The organism is Sinorhizobium alkalisoli (genome assembly GCF_008932245.1).
Taxonomy (GTDB): domain Bacteria; phylum Pseudomonadota; class Alphaproteobacteria; order Rhizobiales; family Rhizobiaceae; genus Sinorhizobium; species Sinorhizobium alkalisoli.
Genome location: NZ_CP034909.1, coordinates 142,080 through 159,616 on the forward strand (window position 1 = coordinate 142,080; position 17,537 = coordinate 159,616).

Here is a 17,537-nt window from a genome sequence, read left to right on the forward strand (position 1 = left end):
CCCGGGATCGGATCAGACGCGTTCGATGATAGTGGCGGTGCCCATGCCGGCGCCGATGCAGAGCGTAACCAGGGCGGTGTTGAGGTCGCGGCGCTCGAGCTCGTCGAGCACGGTGCCGAGGATCATGGCGCCGGTGGCACCGAGCGGATGACCCATGGCGATCGCACCGCCATTGACGTTGATCTGGTCGTGGGGGATGTCGAAGGCCTGCATGAAGCGGAGCACGACGGCCGCAAAGGCCTCGTTGAGTTCGAAGAGATCGATGTCGGACAGCTTCATGTCCGCACGCTTCAGGATCTTCTCGGTGACATCCACGGGGCCGGTCAGCATCAGCGCCGGATCCGAGCCGATATTGGCGAAGGCGCGAATGCGGGCGCGGGGCTTCAATCCCATGGATTCGCCGCCGGCCTTCGAGCCGAGCAGAACTGCCGCGGCGCCGTCGACGATCCCCGAAGAGTTTCCGGCGTGGTGGACGTAGTTGATCCGCTCGATCTCCGGATGCGCCTGGATCGCGACGGCCTCGAAGCCGCCCATCTCTCCGGGCATCTGGAAGGACGGATTGAGCGAGGCAAGCGCCTGCATGTCGGTGCCCGGACGCATGTGCTCGTCGCGGTCGAGGATGGTCAGACCGTTCCGGTCCTTGACCGCCACGACAGAGTCCTTGAAGTAGCCCCTGTCCCAGGCATGGGCCGCACGCTGCTGGCTTTCGACGGCATAGGCGTCGACGTCGTCGCGGGAGAAACCGTATTTGGTGGCGATCAGGTCGGCGGAGACGCCCTGCGGCATGAAATAGGCCGGCAGATTGACCGACGGGTCCATGAACCAGGAGCCGCCCGACATGCCGAGGCCGATGCGCGACATCGATTCGACGCCGCCGGCTATGACGATGTCGTCCGCCCCCTGGGCGATCTTGGCAGCGCCGAAATTCACCGCGTCGAGACCGGAGGCGCAGAAGCGGGAGATCTGCATCCCCGGCGCCCGCGTCGAATAGCCGGCCTCGAAGGCAGCCGCCTTCGGGACCACCGCGCCCGCATCCATCACCGGATCGACGCAACCCATGATGACATCGTCGACGGTCGACGTGTCGAGCCCGTTGCGGTCGCGCACCGCCTCGAGCACCTTGGCTGCAAGGCGGACGGAGGGCACTTCGTGCAGTGCGCCGTCCTTCTTGCCACGGCCGCGCGGCGTGCGCACGTGGTCGTATACGAAGACTTTCGTCATCTCTTGATCTCCTGTTCGGCGGCACTCCCGGCGCCGGCATATGAAAACTTGGAGCCGGATGCGGACAAAACGCTGCACGCTTCTCCTCAAGCCAGCTCCAGCTTGAAATCAGAATGCGGCAGCGTCCAGTGCCATCATCGAGTCGGCACCGGTTTCGATGCGGGCCTTGCGAAGCGCCGTCTCGGGCATGATGCGTTCCATGAAAAACCGCGCCGTGATCAGCTTGTTCCTAAGATAATCGGCATTGTCTGGTGCTCCTGCCGCGAGCTTTTCCTCCGCGGTCTTCGCGATCTTCGCCCACATGTAGCCGAGCACGACGAGGCCGAAGAGGTGCATGTAATCGGTCGAACCGGCGCCGGCATTGTCGGGCTTGGCCATGGCGTTCTGCATGAACCACATCGTGGAGGCCTGCAGGTCGCTCAGTCCCTTCTTCAGGCTCTTGGTATAGCCGGAGAGCCTGTCGGCGCCGCGGTTCTCCTCGCAGAAATCGCCGATTTCCTTGAACAGAGCCATGACCGCGCGGCCGCCATTCATCGCCAGCTTGCGCCCGACGAGGTCGAGCGCCTGGATACCGTTCGCCCCCTCGTAGATCATGGCGATGCGGGCATCGCGCACATACTGGCTCATGCCGTGCTCTTCTATATAGCCGTGGCCGCCGAAGACTTGCTGCGCCATGACCGCATGGTCGAAACCCTTGTCGGTCAGCACGCCCTTCAGGATCGGCGTCATCAGGCTGAGCAAGTCATCGGCCATTTGCCGGTCCGCCTCGTTGTCGGAACGGTGGGCGATGTCGGATTGCAGCGCCGTCCAGAGCGTGAAGGCGCGGCCCGCCTCGTTGAAGGCCTTGATCGTCATCAGCGTGCGGCGAATGTCGGGATGGACGATGATCGGGTCCGCCTTCTTGTCCGGCTCTTTGGCGCCGGAGAGCGATCGGCCCTGCAGCCGCTCGCGGGCATAGTTCACGGCATTCTGGTAGGCGATCTCGGCGATCGACAGCCCCTGCATGCCGACGCCGAGGCGAGCTTCGTTCATCATCACGAACATGGCGTTGAGGCCCTTGTTCTCCACGCCGATCAAGTAGCCGGTCGCATCATCGTAGTTCATGACGCAGGTGGCGTTTCCGTGAATGCCCATCTTGTGTTCGATCGCACCGCAGGAGACGCCGTTGCGCTCGCCGGGCTCGCCATTCGCGGCGAGCTTGAACTTCGGCACGATGAAGAGCGAAATGCCCTTGACGCCTTCCGGGGCACCTTCGATGCGGGCCAACACGAGATGGATGATGTTCTCCGACATGTCGTGCTCGCCGGCGGAGATGAAGATCTTCTGCCCGGAAATCCGGTAGCTTCCGTCACCGTTCGGCACTGCCTTGGTACGCAGCAGTCCGAGATCTGTACCGCAATGCGGCTCGGTGAGATTCATGGTTCCGGTCCAGTTGCCGTCCACCAAGTTCGGCAGGTAAGCCCGTTTCTGTTCGTCCGACCCATGTGCCAGGATGGCGGCAATCGCGCCTTGCGTCAGGCCGGGATACATCATCAGCGCCATGTTGGCAGAGGACATGTATTCGCCGACGGCAGTATGCAGCGTATAGGACAGGCCCTGGCCACCGAACTCCTCCGGCGCCGCGAGACCGAGCCAGCCCCCCTCACGGTAGAGATCATAGGCCTCCTTGAATCCCTTCGGCACGGCGACCGATCCGTCCTCGTGGCGCCTGCAGCCTTCCTGGTCGCCCGAAAGATTGACCGGGAATAGCACTTCCTCGGAAAGCCTGGCTGCTTCGCCGACGATCGCCGCGAGCATGTCCGGCGTCGCATCCGCGAATCCCGGCAGATTGCGGTAGCGTTCGATCCCGAGCACGTCGTTGAGGATGAACAGGGTGTCTTCAACCGGAGCCTTGTAGATGGGCATTCTTTCCTCGCCTTGATATCCCGTCGGGCCGCGCCGCGCGGCTTGCCCGTTTCCTGCCTTTGAGCACGCACCACGAGCATCGCGTGCGGCAACGTGTACAGGATGCTACAAAACTTTGACGTTTGCGTAAACGTCAAAAATTAGAATCCGAAAAGTTTCGTCCGTGGGAGCCTATGCAGCCTGACAAATCGTTAAAAATCGAACCAGTTAACGGCTTGTTTACCACGTTCGCTGAATTGTGCGCTTTGAGATGGTCAAGGCTGCAACCGGTCCGATTCGCCCGTGTTGCGGCATTGCCCGCATCGGCTGAGCGCCGCTGAATGTAAGGGCACTTCCCTCCTATGGCGCTCTCGATGATGGTCACGACAGGGGCGAGAGACAATGAACGGATCGCGAGCCAATTCTCAGCGCATGGGCAACCCGTCCTATGGCGACAGGTCTTCGCTCGATGCCCTCAATCGCACCATCGAGGGGCTCGAGGCACGCATCGAAGGCCTGATGAGCAGCGTCAGCCGTGAACCGCCTCAGGGGGAGAGGCCGCGCGCACCGGCTGACAATCCCGTTTCCGAGATACTCCAGCGCCAACGGGTACTCAGTGCCGGCCGCGAACGCTCGCCATTGCGAGAGCGCTTGGCCGCGCGCGAAGCAGAACGTTCGGCCCCCCGGTCTCCGGAAGAGACGCGATATCAACCGCATTCGCTCCGGCCCTCCGCAGCTACCGATATCGCCGAGGCGCTCGTGGGCTTGCGCCAGGATCTGAAGCGAGAAATCGGCGATGGTCTTGTCCGCGAGATGCATGCGCTTCGCTCGGAAATCCGCAGCATCAAGTCCGAGGTGGCGCAGGATCGCGGCTTTGCCGCCGACGTCCGGACCGATATGCAGCGGCTTGCCGAGAGCATCGGTCAGCTCGGCAGGCATGCACCATCGGCCCAGGCGGAGGCGCTCCGGGCCGAATTCGACGACCTTCGCGCGACGCTTGACGGCCTGGCGCGCGAAGACAGCATGCGCCGCATGGAGAATCGCTGGAGCGGGGTCGAGGACCGGCTGAACGCCTTCGACCAGAACCGCGACGATGAACTCGTGGCGCTCGCCTACCGACTCGACGAGATCAAGACGCAGATCGCGTCCCTGAACAAAGGCCCCGGTATCGACGCTTTGGAGGATAAGCTCGTGGCGGTTGCCCAGGCGGTCGAACTGCTCGGCCGCCAGATTCAGCCGGACGACCGCCGCCTGTCCACGAAATTTTCCGATCTCGATGCGCGGCTCGACGAAATCAGCCGGGCGATTGCAGTCAACAGCCGCAATGCCGGCACGGACACGTCCTTCGTCAATCGCCTGGAAAGCAGGCTCGGCGATCTCTCGCGCCAAATCGACCATCTCTCCCGCCCCTCCGATTCCGGACTCGGTGCCAGGATCGAGGCACTGTCGGCGCGCGTCGAGGACTTGGCCGGCGAGAGATCGGCCGCCCGGCTCGAGGAGCGTCTCGATCATCTTTCAGCTCTTCTCGAGCACGGCCAACGCACCGCCGATCCCGAGCTCACCGGCTATCTTGCCGATATTTCGCGCAAGATAGAGGCGCTTGACCAGGGCAGCCTCAATGGCGGGCTCGTCGAAAGGCTCGATTACCTCGCCCGCCGCATCGACGAGCTGGATGCGCAAGCCGAAGCGCCGATGAGCGATACTCGCTTCGACAGGCTCGAAGACCGTCTTGCCGACATCGCACAGCGCCTCGAAGAAACGCAGGCCGCTCCCTTCGACGATCGCGAGGCCCTGCGCAATCTCGAGGCGCAGATCAGCAATCTCTCCACGCTTGTGAGCCAGCCGCATGGGGAGTCCGGTCAGGCGGCGTCGGCGGAGTTCGAGAGCCGCATGAACGCGCTTGAAGACTATCTGGCCACAAGCGACGAATATATTATCGAAGCCGCTCGGCAGGCGGCTGAAGCGGTGATGGAGGCCTATTCCAAGAACGTCTCGTCGCACACGTCGGCAGGCGCCGACATGGCCGCAATCTCGGCCCTTGCCGAAGACCTGCGCGCGCTCGAAGAGCTCAGCCGTTCGAGCGACGACCGGACCGCGCGTACCTTCGAGGCCCTGCACGACACGCTCGTCCACATCGCTGAAAAGCTCGAGCGGCTGGAGGAGAACCGGCCGCAACGGAGCGTCGGCGCACCGGCAATGCCGAAGGCCGCCCAGCCCGACTTCGAAGAACCGTCTCCGGCTGCGGATCCCGACTACCGCGACGGCGAGTTACAGCGCAGCGTACGGGCGCTGCAATCCGAGAGCAGAGATTTCGTTGCGGAGCCGGCTGCGGCCGAATCCATGGTTTCGCTTGATATTTCGACCGTGGAGCGGGTGGAGGAACAGCCTGCAAAGGCGGGCCTCCTGGCCGGCCTGACCCGGCGTTTTTCTTCCAAGCGCAATGCGGCGCCACCGGCGCAGGCGCGACAGCTTGTCGAACCGGCCCCGTCGATCGACCCCTCCGAAATGCTTGCGACCGAGGAAGCCAATCTGCTCCTTGAGCCCGGTTCCGGTGTTCCCGACGTCAAAAAGATCCTCGAACGGGTCCGCGCCGGTCAAATGGCACGTGGCGGTCAGCAGGCACCCGGTGGCGACAAGGCGGATTTCATCGCCGCCGCGCGCCGTGCGGCACAGCTTGCCGTGGAAGAGGCCGACATGCATAACCGGGCCAGGGACAACAGGGCGCCCTCGGCGTTCTCCGGCGCTTTGGCCCGTCATCGCCGCCCGATCCTGATGGCGGTCGGCGCGGTGCTGTTGGCGATCATGTCCTATCCGCTCGTCAGCACGATGCTGAAGGGCAAGGAAGCACCGGCTCAGCCGGCAGTGGCGATCGAACGTCGGGCGGAACCTGAAGGCGCGCAGCCGAACGCCGCAACTGCGGTTGAAACAGCTCCCGCCGCAACTTCTGAAACGGCCGCTGAAGAGCCGGCGGGCGATGCGCCGGCAGGGGCGGCGCAGGCCGCCTCCGCTGCTGACGAGGAAGATGCTGCAAGTCCCGCCGCCCGCGGCGCGGGTGCTGCACCTCTGCTGCAGCCGGCGGCAGGGACAACGGGTCCCGTTTCATCATTCGAACATTCCTCGCATGAGGCGTCCGGGGTTCCGGCGCTCGAACAGGCGAAGGCGATCGACGTCGTTCTGCCGGAAGGGTTCGGACCGCCGGCACTGGTGACGGCGGCCAAGGGCGGTGACCCGCTGGCATTTTATGAGATCGGCGCCCGCTTCACCGAGGGCCGCGGCGTGAAGGAGGATCTCGCCGAGGCCGCCAAATGGTACCAGCGTGCGGCCGATGCCGGTGTCGTGCCGGCGGATTACAGGCTCGCCAATCTTTACGAGAAAGGGGCCGGCGTCGAGCGCGATGCCGCCAGGGCCAAGGTGCTCTACCTGAAGGCTGCGGAAGCGGGCAATGCGAGTGCGATCCACAATCTCGCAGTCATGCTCGCGAGCGGACGCGACGGCGCCCCGGATTTCGTGGAGGCGGCAAGGTGGTTCGAGAAGGCCGCCAACTTCGGCGTCCGCGACAGTCAGTTCAATCTCGCCGTGCTCTATGCCCGCGGCAATGGCGTCGCTCAGAGCCTCGAGGAGGCGTACAAGTGGTTTGCCATCGCAGCCCGTGACGGCGACAAGGACGCGGCCGAGAAGCGGGACGAGATCGCCAGGGCGATGAACCCGGACGTGCTTTCGAGCGCCAAGGCGAAGATCGACGCATGGAAGGCACAGCCGGTCGACGCCAAGGCCAATACGGTCGAGGTGCCGGACGCCTGGGTCGGGAACTCGACAAAAACGGCGTCGGTCGACATGACAAAAGCCGTGCGCAACATCCAGGCCATCCTCAACAATAACGGCTTCGATTCCGGTCCGGCGGATGGGCAGATGGGCAGGAAGACGATCGCCGCGATCAAGGCCTTCCAGAAATCGATCGGTCATGAGCCGACCGGGGAGATCACGGACGCGCTGGTGAGAGAGCTCTTGAAGCGCAACGCGTAACGAAACCAGCTCCGGCGCAGTACGTCCAGGCGCACACAGAACCCCAGTCGCACTTGCCCGCCGGCCCGGCTACGCTCTTTCCGCAGCCGCGAGAAAAACGCCCCAATAATGCCGCAGATAGGCGCCACAGCGCTGTCAGCACGGAAGTTGCGCGCCATTTGCCTGCCATGTGCCCGGCAAGGTTGACAGTTTCGGACCTGGGGCGCATGAGGGGAGGTGCAGTCTGCTGTCCCTCGGAGGTGGGCCGTCTGCCGCTACATCCCTGCTCGTGGTGAATCACCATCCGCTTCGACGCATCGCGCCGCGCCTCTTGAAGGCGTGAGCCATGCGGAGAATTCAAGGCATGCACAATTCCTAAATCGTTTCCGGTTTAGGGGTTGTGAAGTTGCAGTTGCCGCCCGCGCCGCGGGCTGTTGATACATCGAGGTTCGGCCGTGACGGTCTATCTGCCCATTGCAGAGTTGTCGGTGAATATTTTCGTCATTCTCGGCATGGGCGCGGCTGTCGGTTTTTTGTCGGGCATGTTCGGGGTTGGCGGCGGTTTCCTGATCACGCCGCTGCTGATCTTCTACAACATTCCGCCGGTGGTGGCGGTGGCGACAGGCGCCAACCAGGTAGTTGCCTCCTCGATCTCCGGCGCGATCACGCATTTCCGCCGCGGCACGATCGACGTCAAGCTCGGCACAGTGCTGCTCGGCGGCGGCCTCGTCGGGGCGACCGTCGGCGTCTGGCTGTTTTCGTTGCTGCGCCGCATGGGCCAACTCGATCTGGTGATCTCTTTGCTCTATGTCGTGCTGCTCGGCTCCGTCGGCGGGTTGATGCTCTGGGAGAGCCTCGGCGCCATGCGCAAGGCTGCCAAGAATCTGCCGACTGCCTTGCGCCGGCCCGGGCAGCATATCTGGATCCACGGCCTGCCGCTGAAGATGCGCTTCAAGAAGTCGAAAATCTATCTGAGCGTCATTCCGGTCGCCACGCTCGGCTTCTCGATCGGCATGTTGACCTCGATCATGGGCGTCGGCGGCGGCTTCATCATGGTGCCGGCGATGATCTATCTCTTGCGCATCCCGACCAATGTCGTCGTCGGCACCTCGTTGTTCCAGATCGTGTTCGTCTCCGCCTACACGGTTCTCGTCCAGGCGTCGACGAACTACACCGTCGATATCGTGCTCGCCTTCGTGCTGATGATCGCCGGTGTCATCGGGGCGCAATACGGCGTGCGCGTCGGCCAGCGTCTGCGTGGCGAACAGTTGCGGGCGCTGCTGGCGCTGCTCGTGCTCGCCGTCGGGATCCGGCTCGCGATCGACCTCGTCATTCCGCCGGAGAATGTCTATTCGGTCGTCTCGGGGGGGTTCGGATACTGATGGTCACTAGCCCGTATCCAACTCGCCACAATCCAACGCAGGGCCCAAGGAGTGTGAGAAATGCGGGCTAGCCTCCGCCTTTTGCTGACGGTCCTTGTTCTGGCCGCTGCCGCGCCGGCCGCGGCGCAGGCGCCGGTACGGCCCCTGGAGCGGCAGATCACGAATTTCAACGAGAAGCTCGAGATCGGTATCTCGACCGACGAGATCGCCATCACCTCCGACTTTCGCGGCGCCGACCTGACGATTTTCGGCGCCATCGACGGCTTCGATCCCAACCTTCTCGCCCAGGGCAAATACAACGTCGTCGTCGCCCTCGAAGGCCCGAAGGACAATGCGACGGTGCGCAAGAAGGAGCGGGTCTTCGGCATCTGGGTCAACACGCAGTCGATGACCTTCGAGCTGGTTCCCGAAGCCTACTCGCTGTCAAGCACGCGCGACATTGCAACGATCGCACCGCCGCGCGACATTGCCAATATGGGGATCGGCGTCGATCACATGCGCCTGGTGCCGCTCGGTTTCTTTGGCGACGGCAGCAATCTCGGCGAATTTCGCAATGCCTTCCGGCGCCTGCGGGAGGAAAGCGGCGTCTACCAGCGGGATCCGGGCGGCGTGCAGTTCATCAGTTCGAGCCTGTTCAAGGCCTCCGTGCGGCTGCCGGCCAACGTACCGAACGGCATTCACGTCGTGCGCGCCTATCTGTTCCGGGACGGGCTGTTCGTCGCCGCCAAGGCGCTGTCGCTCCGGGTCGTCAAGACCGGTCTCGAACAGGCCATCACCCGGGCCGCGCATGACCAGCCCCTCGCCTATGGTCTCCTTGCCGTGGCGCTGGCTGTCATCACCGGCTGGGGCGCAAGCCTGCTCTTCCGAAAGGACTAGGGTCAGGAGGTCTTTCCCGCTTCGCAGCCATCCTGAAGTGCGGCCTGTGCTTTCGCCTCACTCAACAGCCAATTGCCGAGGCGGCTGACCGGTTGGCTCGCCCGCGCAGGCCGGACCAGGCAGTAGCCGCGCTCGCGGACCTCGAGAGTGGGGCCGACGGGCACCAGAAGGCCCGAGGAAATGTGTTCATCCACGAGGCCCTTCCACCCGATCGCAATTCCCTGGCCGCCGACGGCGGCTTGCACGACAAGCGAATAGGTGTTGAAGCTCAGATCGACATGTCCCGACTGCACGTCTCTCACCGCCTTGAAATGCGATAAATAGGTGCGCCATTCGAACCAGGGCGAAGGCGCCGAGCTATCGAGATGTATCAAGGTTGATCTCGCGAGCGACGAGACATCTGCGAAGGGGCCGTTCTGTTCGGCGAAAGCCGGTGTGCACACGGGCGTGACCGCTTCCGGTAAGAGCAATATGACATCGTCGCCGAAATCGCGCTGCGCGCCGAAAGCGACGGCGATGTCGTTATCTCTCAACAGTTCCCGCTGAAGCCTTTGCGTCGCGACGATCTGGATGTCCAACTCCGGATATAGAAGCCGGAATGCATGCATTCGAGGCATCAGCCAGAGCGACGCAAATGCATAATCCGTCAGCAACCGGATCGTCGATCTTTCCTGGTCGGCGCGAAAAGCGCCAACGGCATCGTCGATTTCGTCGACCGCCCGTTTCGCAATGTCGTAAAGCCTCTGGCCCGCGGGCGTGAGTTCGACACCGCGGTGGACGCGGGTTAGCAGATCCACTCCGATCTGGTCCTCTATGCGTCGAATTTGGTAGCTGATCGCCGGCTGCGAAATTCCAAGCGCAGCCGCAGCGGATGTCAGGTTGCCACGCTTTGCCACCTCCACGAAAAGCCGCAGCCAGCCGAGATCGACCACTCTCTGTCTCATAGAAAGGCCTTATGGGAAGAATCAAGAAAACCCGACTTCACAGGGATTTAGAATAGCGGCACGAATACGGAAATCAAATAGTTCAGGGGAGTAACATGATGATGAATGCAGTCAGCACCTGCCTCGCCTTGGGATTGTTCCTGTCGCTTGCCGGTATGGCGCCAGTCCAGGCCGCGGAGGATGAGGCCTGCAAGGTGATCCGCATGTCTGACCCGGGCTGGACGGACATCACTGCAACGAATGCCGTCGCGCGCGTCCTGCTCGAGGCACTTGGCTATGAGCCCGACATCAAAACGCTCTCCGTGCCTATCGGCTACGAGTCGATGAAGAACGGGGAGATCGACATCTTCCTCGGCAACTGGATGCCGGCCCAGAGCGCTTTCATAGAGGACCTGCAGAAGGCTGACGCCGTCGAGATCGTCAATCGTAACCTCGATGGCGCTAAGTTCACGCTGGCTGTACCATCCTATGTCGCGGAACGCGGCATCAAGGACTTTTCTGATCTCCAGACGCATGGTGAAGAGTTCGAGCGACTGATCTATGGTATCGAGACGGGGGCACCGGCCAATGCCAGCATCGAAAAAATGATCGGCGCAAATGATTTCGGGCTTGGAGACTGGCAGCTGGTCCAGTCGAGCGAACAGGCGATGCTGGCCCAGGTGGAGCGCGCTGCACAGAAGGAGGCGGCAATCGTTTTTCTCGCCTGGGCGCCGCATCCCATGAACAACCGGTTTGACATCACCTATCTTTCCGGTGGCGACGCCTATTTCGGGGCCAATTACGGTGGCGCGGAGGTCTATACGCTCGCGCGGACCGGCTGGACGAAGATGTGCCCCAACGGTGCCAACTTGTTCAAGAATCTCACCTTCGACATGGCAATGGAAAACACGTTGATGGGCAAGATCCTGGAAGGCGACAAACCGGAGGAAGCCGCAGCGGCGTGGCTCAGCGAGAATCCGCAGTCGCTCGACAAGTGGCTCGCGGGCGTTACGACCTTCGACGGTGGTCCCGGATTGGACAGCGTGAAAGCCTCTCTCGGACTCTAAGCCGACGTGCGTGACTGCCAGCGCCGCGCGTCTTTTCAGACGCGCAAAGGTCGCTGTAATTCTTTGAAATTGTGCATCGCACTTCCGAAAACAGGTACGATCGCCGGGGCGATGCGCTAGACTGAAGGACGAATCCAATGACGCGGCCAAACATCCTGATCCTGATGGTCGACCAGTTCAACGGAACTCTGTTTCCCGATGGTCCCGCCGATTTTCTGCATGCGCCTCATCTCAGGGGCTTGGCAGAGCGCTCGGTTCGCTTTGCCAATACCTACACCGCCAGCCCGCTTTGCGCTCCGGCACGGGCGTCCTTCATGTCCGGTCAACTCCCGAGCCGCACACGCGTCTACGACAACGCTGCCGAATTTGCCTCGGACATACCGACCTATGCGCACCACCTCAGGGCCGGAGGATATCAGACTTGCCTCTCGGGAAAGATGCATTTCGTCGGCCCCGATCAACTGCATGGTTTCGAGGAGCGGTTGACGACGGATATCTATCCGGCGGATTTCGGTTGGACGCCGGACTACCGTAAGCCGGGGGAGCGCATCGACTGGTGGTATCACAATCTCGGCTCCGTCACGGGTGCCGGGGTGGCCGAGATCACCAACCAGATGGAATACGACGACGAGGTTGCCTACAACGCCACCCGCAAGCTCTACGATCTTGCGCGCGGCAATGACGATCGACCGTGGAGCCTGACGGTTAGTTTCACCCATCCGCACGATCCCTATGTCGCTCGCAAGCGCTTCTGGGATCTTTACGAGGGCTGTCCTGCGCTGGACCCGAAGATCGGACCCATTCCCTTTGAACAGCAGGACCCGCATTCGCGGCGCCTCCTGGAGGCTTGCGACTACCGGTCATTCGACATTTCGGCGGATGACGTACGGCGCGCACGGCGCGGCTATTTCGCCAGCATCTCCTACGTGGACGAGAAAATCGGCGAGATTCTCGACGTGCTCGAGCGGACCGGCATGGCCGGGAATACCGCCATACTGTTCGTATCCGACCATGGCGACATGCTGGGCGAACGTGGCCTCTGGTTCAAGATGAGCTTCTTCGAAGGCTCGGCGCGCGTGCCACTGATGATCTCGGCGCCTGGCTGGAAGCCGGGCAGGGTCGACGCACCGGTGTCGACGCTCGACGTAACGCCGACTGTCGCCTCGATCGCCGGCTTGGATATCGCTTCGATCCTCCCTTGGACCGACGGCGAAGATCTCGCGCCGCTGGTGCGGGCTGAGGCCGACCGGGGTCCGGTGCCGATGGAATACGCGGCAGAAGGCTCAGTGGCGCCGCTCGTGGGGTTGCGATCGGGAGCATACAAATTGACGCTCTGCGACGAGGATCCGCCGCTGCTGTTCGACGTCAGCTCTGATCCCGATGAATTGACGGACCTTGCGTCAAATGCGGAACACAGCGAAGCCCTCACCAGCTTGCTCGCCGAAGCAAACAAGCGTTGGAGTCTCGCCGCCTTTGACGCTGCGGTGCGTGAAAGCCAAGCCCGTCGCTGGGTGGTGTATCCGGCGCTGAGGAACGGCGCCTACTACCCTTGGGATTTCCAGCCGTTGCAGAAGGCCTCCGAGCGATACATGCGCAACCACATGGATCTCAACGTGCTCGAGGAAAAGCAGCGGTTTCCTCGGGATTGAGGCGCGATGCTCGTCCCACAGATATGATCTAACGTCTTCGCCTCATTCAGCTGGACAGTGGCGCCGGCTGAAGCGGACGCATTTCCTTTTGCCCTGTTGCGGTTTATGGAAGCGCACGACAGTATCCCAGACGGTCCTGACCGATCGACGCGAACGGGGAGGAGTTGGGCCACGGATCCGCTCCCGGAAAAGCAGAGGAAGCCAATGAAGCCGATTTTCGTGCAATTGCAATGCGCCCCCGGCAAAACCTACGAAGTTGCCGACGAGATCTACCGCAAGGAAATCGTCTCGGAGATGTATTCGACCAGTGGTGACTACGACCTGCTTCTGAAGATCTATGTCGAGGAGGGTCAGGACGTCGGCAAGTTCATCAACGACAATATAGCCAGCGTGCCGGGTATCTCCCGTTCCTTGACGACGCTCACCTTCAACGCGTTCTGAAGGCTTCTATCCGAGCAGGTTGGCGAAGCGGACGGAATAGATCCGGTCGCGTCCCATCATATGGGCGACGAGGTACTGGCGATCGAAGAGCCCATTCATGGCGCGGTGCCGGAGGTCCAACCCGCCGGTGGTCACACCGAAGGCGGGCATGAGCAGCCGTTTGCCGTCCGTCGCGAAACAGGGCCGGCGAACCGATCTCTCGCGGCGCCGCACGGTAGCCGAGGGATGCAAGTGGCCGGCGATCTCGCCGAGGCCGTCCTTCAGGGATGGCTCGTGTCGGAAGACGAGCCCCGCGTGCCGCAGTTCATCCATGAAGGCGCCCGGCAGTCCGAATGCGCCGTCCGGATCGTGGTTGCCGTTGATCCAGATCCAGTCGCGCCCGTGCGCCATGGAGCAGATCATCTGGCGAAAGTTTTCCGGCATCGCCGCCGAGCCCCTGCGGTCGTGGAAGTTGTCGCCAAGACTGATGACAGTCTTCGGATCATGGCGCGCGAGAACCGCCTCCAGGATGCGTAGCGTCGCGATCGTGTCGTAGGGCGGCAGCATCATGCCGCGGCGGGCGAAGGCGGAGCCTTTTTCCAGGTGAAGGTCGGAGACGACGAGCGTTCGGCTCTCGGGAAGATAAAGACCCCCCAGCGCATCGCAGATGGCCGCGACGCCGTTGATCGTCGTGCGCGCCTGGAAAAGAGCACACCCAGCAGGGGCCGATGTCGCGTGGACGAGCCGATGCATTCCTGTCCTATTCCTCTGTGAGGCCCATCGCCTCGCTGATCAGCTCATCGGCCGCTTCCGTGAGCAGGAAGTCCTGTGCTTCTCCATGGACCGATTCCCGCCCGATTTCCAGCATCACCGGGATGGCGAGCGGCGAGATGCGATCGAGCCGGCGATGGGCGACGTGGCCTTTGATTCGCTTCAACATGGAGCCGAGCCGGTCGATGTCCAAGAGGCCCGTCGCCGCGTCGTTCCTGGTTGCCTCCAGGAGAATGTGATCCGGCTCGTGAATCCGCAATACGTCGTAAATGAGGTCGGCGGAAACCGTGATCTGCCGGCCGGTCTTCTCCTTGCCGGGGTGGCGTTGCTCGATGAGGCCGGCGATGACTGCGCAGTTGCGGAAGGTACGCTTGAGAAGGAAGGACTCGTTGAGCCAGGCCTCGAGGTCGTCGCCCAGCATGTCCTCGTCGAGGAGGTCTCCAAGCGAGGGTGCGCCGGTGCGGAAGGCCGAGCCCAAATCATCGAGCGCCCAGACGGCGAGCGAATAGTCGGTGGCGACGAAGCCGAGCGGCTTCAGCCCGGCGCGGTCGAGCCTGCGGGTGATGAGCATGCCGAGCGTCTGGTGCGCGAGCCGCCCTTCGAAGGCATAGATGACCATGTAATGGCGGCTGCCGCGCGGAAAGGTCTCGATCAGGAGCTGGTCCTCCGGCGGCAGCATCGAGACATCCTGCTGCAGCGCCAGCCAGTCGCGCACCTGATCGGGAAGTGGCGCGCGGCGGGCGGGATCGGCGAGCATTTTTCGCACCTGCGTCGCGAGATAGGTCGAAAGCGGGAACTTGCCGCCGGCATAGCTCGGCACCTTCGGATCGAAGGAAAAGGCTTGCGAGACGAGGCACTCGCTCTCGCGGATGCCTTCGAAGCGCAGAACCTTGCCGGAGAAGAGAAACGTGTCGCCCGGCGACAGCAATTCGAGAAAGTACTCCTCTACCTTGCCGAGCGACATGCCGCCGCGGCCGAGCGAGCCGCGGGCATTGCGTTTCACCAGCCGGACGTTCAGCATCGGCGATTCCACGATCGTCCCGACATTCAGCCGATATTGCTGCGCCACCATCGGGTTCGAAACTCGCCAAAGGCCCTCCTTCGTCTTGCGGATACGAGCGTAACGCTCATAGGTCCTGAGCGCATAGCCGCCGGTGGCGACGAGATCGACGACCCGTTCGAAGGTCTCCCACGAGAGGTCGCGGTAGGGCAGGGCGGTGGTGATTTCGTCGTGCAGCTCGACCGCATCGAAAGGGCCGGCACAGGCCCTGCCGAGCACATGTTGCGCGAGCACGTCGAGCGCACCCCGGCCGATCGGCGGCGTATCCTGCGCGCCGATATAGTTGGCGTCGAGCGCGGCCTGGCATTCCATCACCTCGAAGCGGTTGGCCGGCACGAGGAGGGCGCGGCTCGGCTCGTCCATGCGGTGATTGGCGCGGCCGATGCGCTGGGCGAGCCGGCTCGCGCCCTTCGGGGCGCCGACATGGACCACCAGGTCGACATCGCCCCAATCGATGCCGAGATCGAGCGTCGAGGTGGCGACGACGGCGCGCAGCCGGTTCTCGGCCATTGCCGCCTCGACCTTCCGGCGCTGGGCGACGTCGAGCGAGCCGTGGTGCAATGCGATCGGCAGGTGGTCGTCGTTGATGGTCCAGAGCTCCTGGAACAGCATTTCCGCCTGGCTGCGCGTGTTGACGAAGAGCAGCGTCGTGCCATGCGCCTTGATCGCCTCGTAGACATCGGCGATCGCATAGCGGGCAGAGTGCCCGGCCCAAGGCACGTGTTTGTCTGAGCGCAGGATCGAAATCTCCGGCTTGGCGCCGCCGGAAACGGTGATCAGGCCGGCATGGCCATCGCCGTCCGGAGGCTGCGCCACCAGCCAGCGCTGCAGTTCCATCGGCTCGGCGACCGTTGCCGAAAGCCCGATCGATTGCAGGCGGGGCGCCAACCGCCGCAGCCGCGCGAGCCCGAGGGAAAGCAGATGCCCGCGCTTCGAAGTTACCAGCGAATGCAATTCGTCGAGCACGACATAGCGCAGGTCCTTGAAGAAGCGTCCCGCCTCGCCATCGGCGAGAAGCAGCGCGAGCTGCTCGGGGGTCGTCAGCAGGATGTCTGGCGGGTTCGCCTTCTGCCGCTGGCGCTTGCCCTGCGGCGTATCGCCAGTGCGGTTTTCGATCCGGACGGGAAGTCCCATCTCGCCGACGGGCTTCATCAGGTTGCGCTCGATGTCGACGGCGAGCGCTTTCAGCGGCGAGATATAGAGCGTGTGGATGCCGACGAAGGCAGAGCCCGGCGGGATCCTGCCGCGCCGCGTGAGATCGATGAGGGATGGCAGGAAGCCGGCAAGTGTCTTGCCTGCGCCGGTCGGAGCTATCAGAAGTGTGCTCTCCCCGGCTTCCGCGCGGGAGAGCAATTCGAGCTGATGCGCGCGCGGTCGCCAGCCCTTGTCGGCGAACCACCGGAGAAAGGGCGCCGGCAACGTCAAAGCATCACGCTTCGGCAAAGGGGAATCGATCCTGTTCACGGGGAACAAAGGTAGATCATGTGCGGCAAAAGAGAAGCGTCGATCCGCCGGCCGATCGGTTCATCCCGGCCGTGGCGGCTCTTTTCAGAGCGCGATGTAGCGATCGGCGCGGTGGTTGATCGCCACGAAGAGATTGAGGACGATCGCGCCGAGCACAGACCAGGCGACGACCCCGGGCGTGGTGACCGCGAAGGCGACGGCGAGAACGGCCATGTCGATTACAAGCTGTACAAGCCCGGCGCGAATGCCGAAGCGTTCCTGCAGATAGATGCCGAGGATGCCGACGCCCCCGAGGCTGGCGCGATGGCGGTAGAGCGCCAGCAGGCCGTATCCGAGCAGTAGGCCGCCGATGAGCGCCGCCCAGCCCGGATGGATCTGGCCGATCTGAAAGAGCCGCGATTGCGCGTCGGTGAGGAACGAGGTGAGTCCGATGGCGATGAAGGTCTTTACGGTGAAAGCGGGGCCGAGCCGCTTCAGCGACAGATAGAAGAAGGGCAGGTTGAGAAGGAAAAAGGCGAGGCCGAAGTTCACGCTGGTTGCGTAATGCAGCAGAAAGGCGATGCCGGCGGTGCTGCCGGTCAGAAGGCCGGCGCTTGCGAGAAAATAGAGGCCCAGAGCGGCAATAAGGCTGCCGGAAAAGATGCCCTGCACATCCTCTATCGGCGTGTGCCTGGTGGGACTGGTGTTCCAGAGACCGAAAACACTGCTGCCTTGTGCCATGACCAATCCCCTGCTCGTGCTGGCATGACAATGCTGCAGTGCACAAAAATAATCAAGAAAAATATGTAAGCAATGCTGACCTATTTCGCATGGCAGCG

General features: G+C 62.9%; 12 protein-coding genes. 6 read left to right on the forward strand and 6 right to left on the reverse strand.

The genetic code is table 11. The features are described from left to right. Positions 1 to 12: 12 nt before the first annotated feature. Positions 13 to 1,221, reverse strand: a complete 1,209-nt coding sequence (locus EKH55_RS00685) for an acetyl-CoA C-acetyltransferase (protein ID WP_069459583.1) — start codon at positions 1,219 to 1,221, stop codon at positions 13 to 15. A 108-nt stretch (positions 1,222 to 1,329) separates the two neighbouring features. Then, positions 1,330 to 3,126: an acyl-CoA dehydrogenase C-terminal domain-containing protein gene (locus EKH55_RS00690; protein WP_151610785.1), complete on the reverse strand. Its 1,797-nt coding sequence runs from the start codon at positions 3,124 to 3,126 to the stop codon at positions 1,330 to 1,332. A 381-nt stretch (positions 3,127 to 3,507) separates the two neighbouring features. Between EKH55_RS00690 and EKH55_RS00695 the strand changes: the two genes are divergently transcribed. From EKH55_RS00695 to EKH55_RS00705, 3 genes are all read left to right on the forward strand, one after another. Then, on the forward strand, positions 3,508 to 7,128 hold the full coding sequence (locus EKH55_RS00695; RefSeq protein ID WP_151610786.1) for a peptidoglycan-binding protein: 3,621 nt from the start codon (positions 3,508 to 3,510) through the stop codon (positions 7,126 to 7,128). 434 nt (positions 7,129 to 7,562) lie between these two features. Then, on the forward strand, positions 7,563 to 8,489 hold the full coding sequence (locus EKH55_RS00700) for a sulfite exporter TauE/SafE family protein (protein ID WP_069459580.1): 927 nt from the start codon (positions 7,563 to 7,565) through the stop codon (positions 8,487 to 8,489). Positions 8,490 to 8,549: 60 nt separating this feature from the next. Continuing rightward, complete coding sequence (locus EKH55_RS00705; protein WP_069459579.1) at positions 8,550 to 9,365, forward strand: TIGR02186 family protein; 816 nt, start codon at positions 8,550 to 8,552, stop codon at positions 9,363 to 9,365. Between the two features lie 2 nt (positions 9,366 to 9,367). On the opposite strand, the gene EKH55_RS00710 is transcribed toward EKH55_RS00705, so the two are convergent. After that, on the reverse strand, positions 9,368 to 10,309 hold the full coding sequence (locus EKH55_RS00710) for a choline sulfate utilization transcriptional regulator (RefSeq protein ID WP_151610787.1): 942 nt from the start codon (positions 10,307 to 10,309) through the stop codon (positions 9,368 to 9,370). 95 nt (positions 10,310 to 10,404) lie between these two features. Between EKH55_RS00710 and choX the strand changes: the two genes are divergently transcribed. The 3 genes from choX (at position 10,405) to EKH55_RS00725 (ending at position 13,445) form a co-directional block, all read left to right on the forward strand. Further along, entirely contained in the window at positions 10,405 to 11,355 is a 951-nt protein-coding gene (gene choX / locus EKH55_RS00715) for a choline ABC transporter substrate-binding protein (RefSeq protein ID WP_427915833.1), read from the forward strand. Positions 11,356 to 11,492: 137 nt separating this feature from the next. Beyond that, positions 11,493 to 13,004: a choline-sulfatase gene (gene betC, locus EKH55_RS00720; RefSeq protein WP_151610788.1), complete on the forward strand. Its 1,512-nt coding sequence runs from the start codon at positions 11,493 to 11,495 to the stop codon at positions 13,002 to 13,004. Between the two features lie 204 nt (positions 13,005 to 13,208). Then, positions 13,209 to 13,445: an Lrp/AsnC ligand binding domain-containing protein gene (locus tag EKH55_RS00725; protein ID WP_034859316.1), complete on the forward strand. Its 237-nt coding sequence runs from the start codon at positions 13,209 to 13,211 to the stop codon at positions 13,443 to 13,445. 6 nt (positions 13,446 to 13,451) lie between these two features. Here EKH55_RS00725 and pdeM read toward each other — a convergent pair whose 3' ends face one another. The 3 genes from pdeM to EKH55_RS00740 form a co-directional block, all read right to left on the reverse strand. Then, positions 13,452 to 14,177: a ligase-associated DNA damage response endonuclease PdeM gene (gene pdeM, locus EKH55_RS00730; RefSeq protein ID WP_151610789.1), complete on the reverse strand. Its 726-nt coding sequence runs from the start codon at positions 14,175 to 14,177 to the stop codon at positions 13,452 to 13,454. A 7-nt stretch (positions 14,178 to 14,184) separates the two neighbouring features. Then, positions 14,185 to 16,728, reverse strand: a complete 2,544-nt coding sequence (locus EKH55_RS00735) for a ligase-associated DNA damage response DEXH box helicase (RefSeq protein ID WP_069459575.1) — start codon at positions 16,726 to 16,728, stop codon at positions 14,185 to 14,187. A gap of 75 nt (positions 16,729 to 16,803) precedes the next feature. Continuing rightward, positions 16,804 to 17,439: a YitT family protein gene (locus EKH55_RS00740; protein ID WP_151610790.1), complete on the reverse strand. Its 636-nt coding sequence runs from the start codon at positions 17,437 to 17,439 to the stop codon at positions 16,804 to 16,806. Positions 17,440 to 17,537: the final 98 nt, after the last annotated feature.

Coding starts and splice junctions, on each gene's coding strand:
- choX (WP_427915833.1), top strand. CDS start 10,405: ATGATGATGAATGCAGTCAGCACCTGCCTCGCCTTGGGATTGTTCCTG.
- betC (WP_151610788.1), top strand. CDS start 11,493: ATGACGCGGCCAAACATCCTGATCCTGATGGTCGACCAGTTCAACGGA.
- EKH55_RS00710 (WP_151610787.1), bottom strand. CDS start 10,309: ATGAGACAGAGAGTGGTCGATCTCGGCTGGCTGCGGCTTTTCGTGGAG.
- EKH55_RS00695 (WP_151610786.1), top strand. CDS start 3,508: ATGAACGGATCGCGAGCCAATTCTCAGCGCATGGGCAACCCGTCCTAT.
- EKH55_RS00685 (WP_069459583.1), bottom strand. CDS start 1,221: ATGACGAAAGTCTTCGTATACGACCACGTGCGCACGCCGCGCGGCCGT.
- EKH55_RS00690 (WP_151610785.1), bottom strand. CDS start 3,126: ATGCCCATCTACAAGGCTCCGGTTGAAGACACCCTGTTCATCCTCAAC.
- pdeM (WP_151610789.1), bottom strand. CDS start 14,177: ATGCATCGGCTCGTCCACGCGACATCGGCCCCTGCTGGGTGTGCTCTT.
- EKH55_RS00740 (WP_151610790.1), bottom strand. CDS start 17,439: ATGGCACAAGGCAGCAGTGTTTTCGGTCTCTGGAACACCAGTCCCACC.
- EKH55_RS00705 (WP_069459579.1), top strand. CDS start 8,550: ATGCGGGCTAGCCTCCGCCTTTTGCTGACGGTCCTTGTTCTGGCCGCT.
- EKH55_RS00725 (WP_034859316.1), top strand. CDS start 13,209: ATGAAGCCGATTTTCGTGCAATTGCAATGCGCCCCCGGCAAAACCTAC.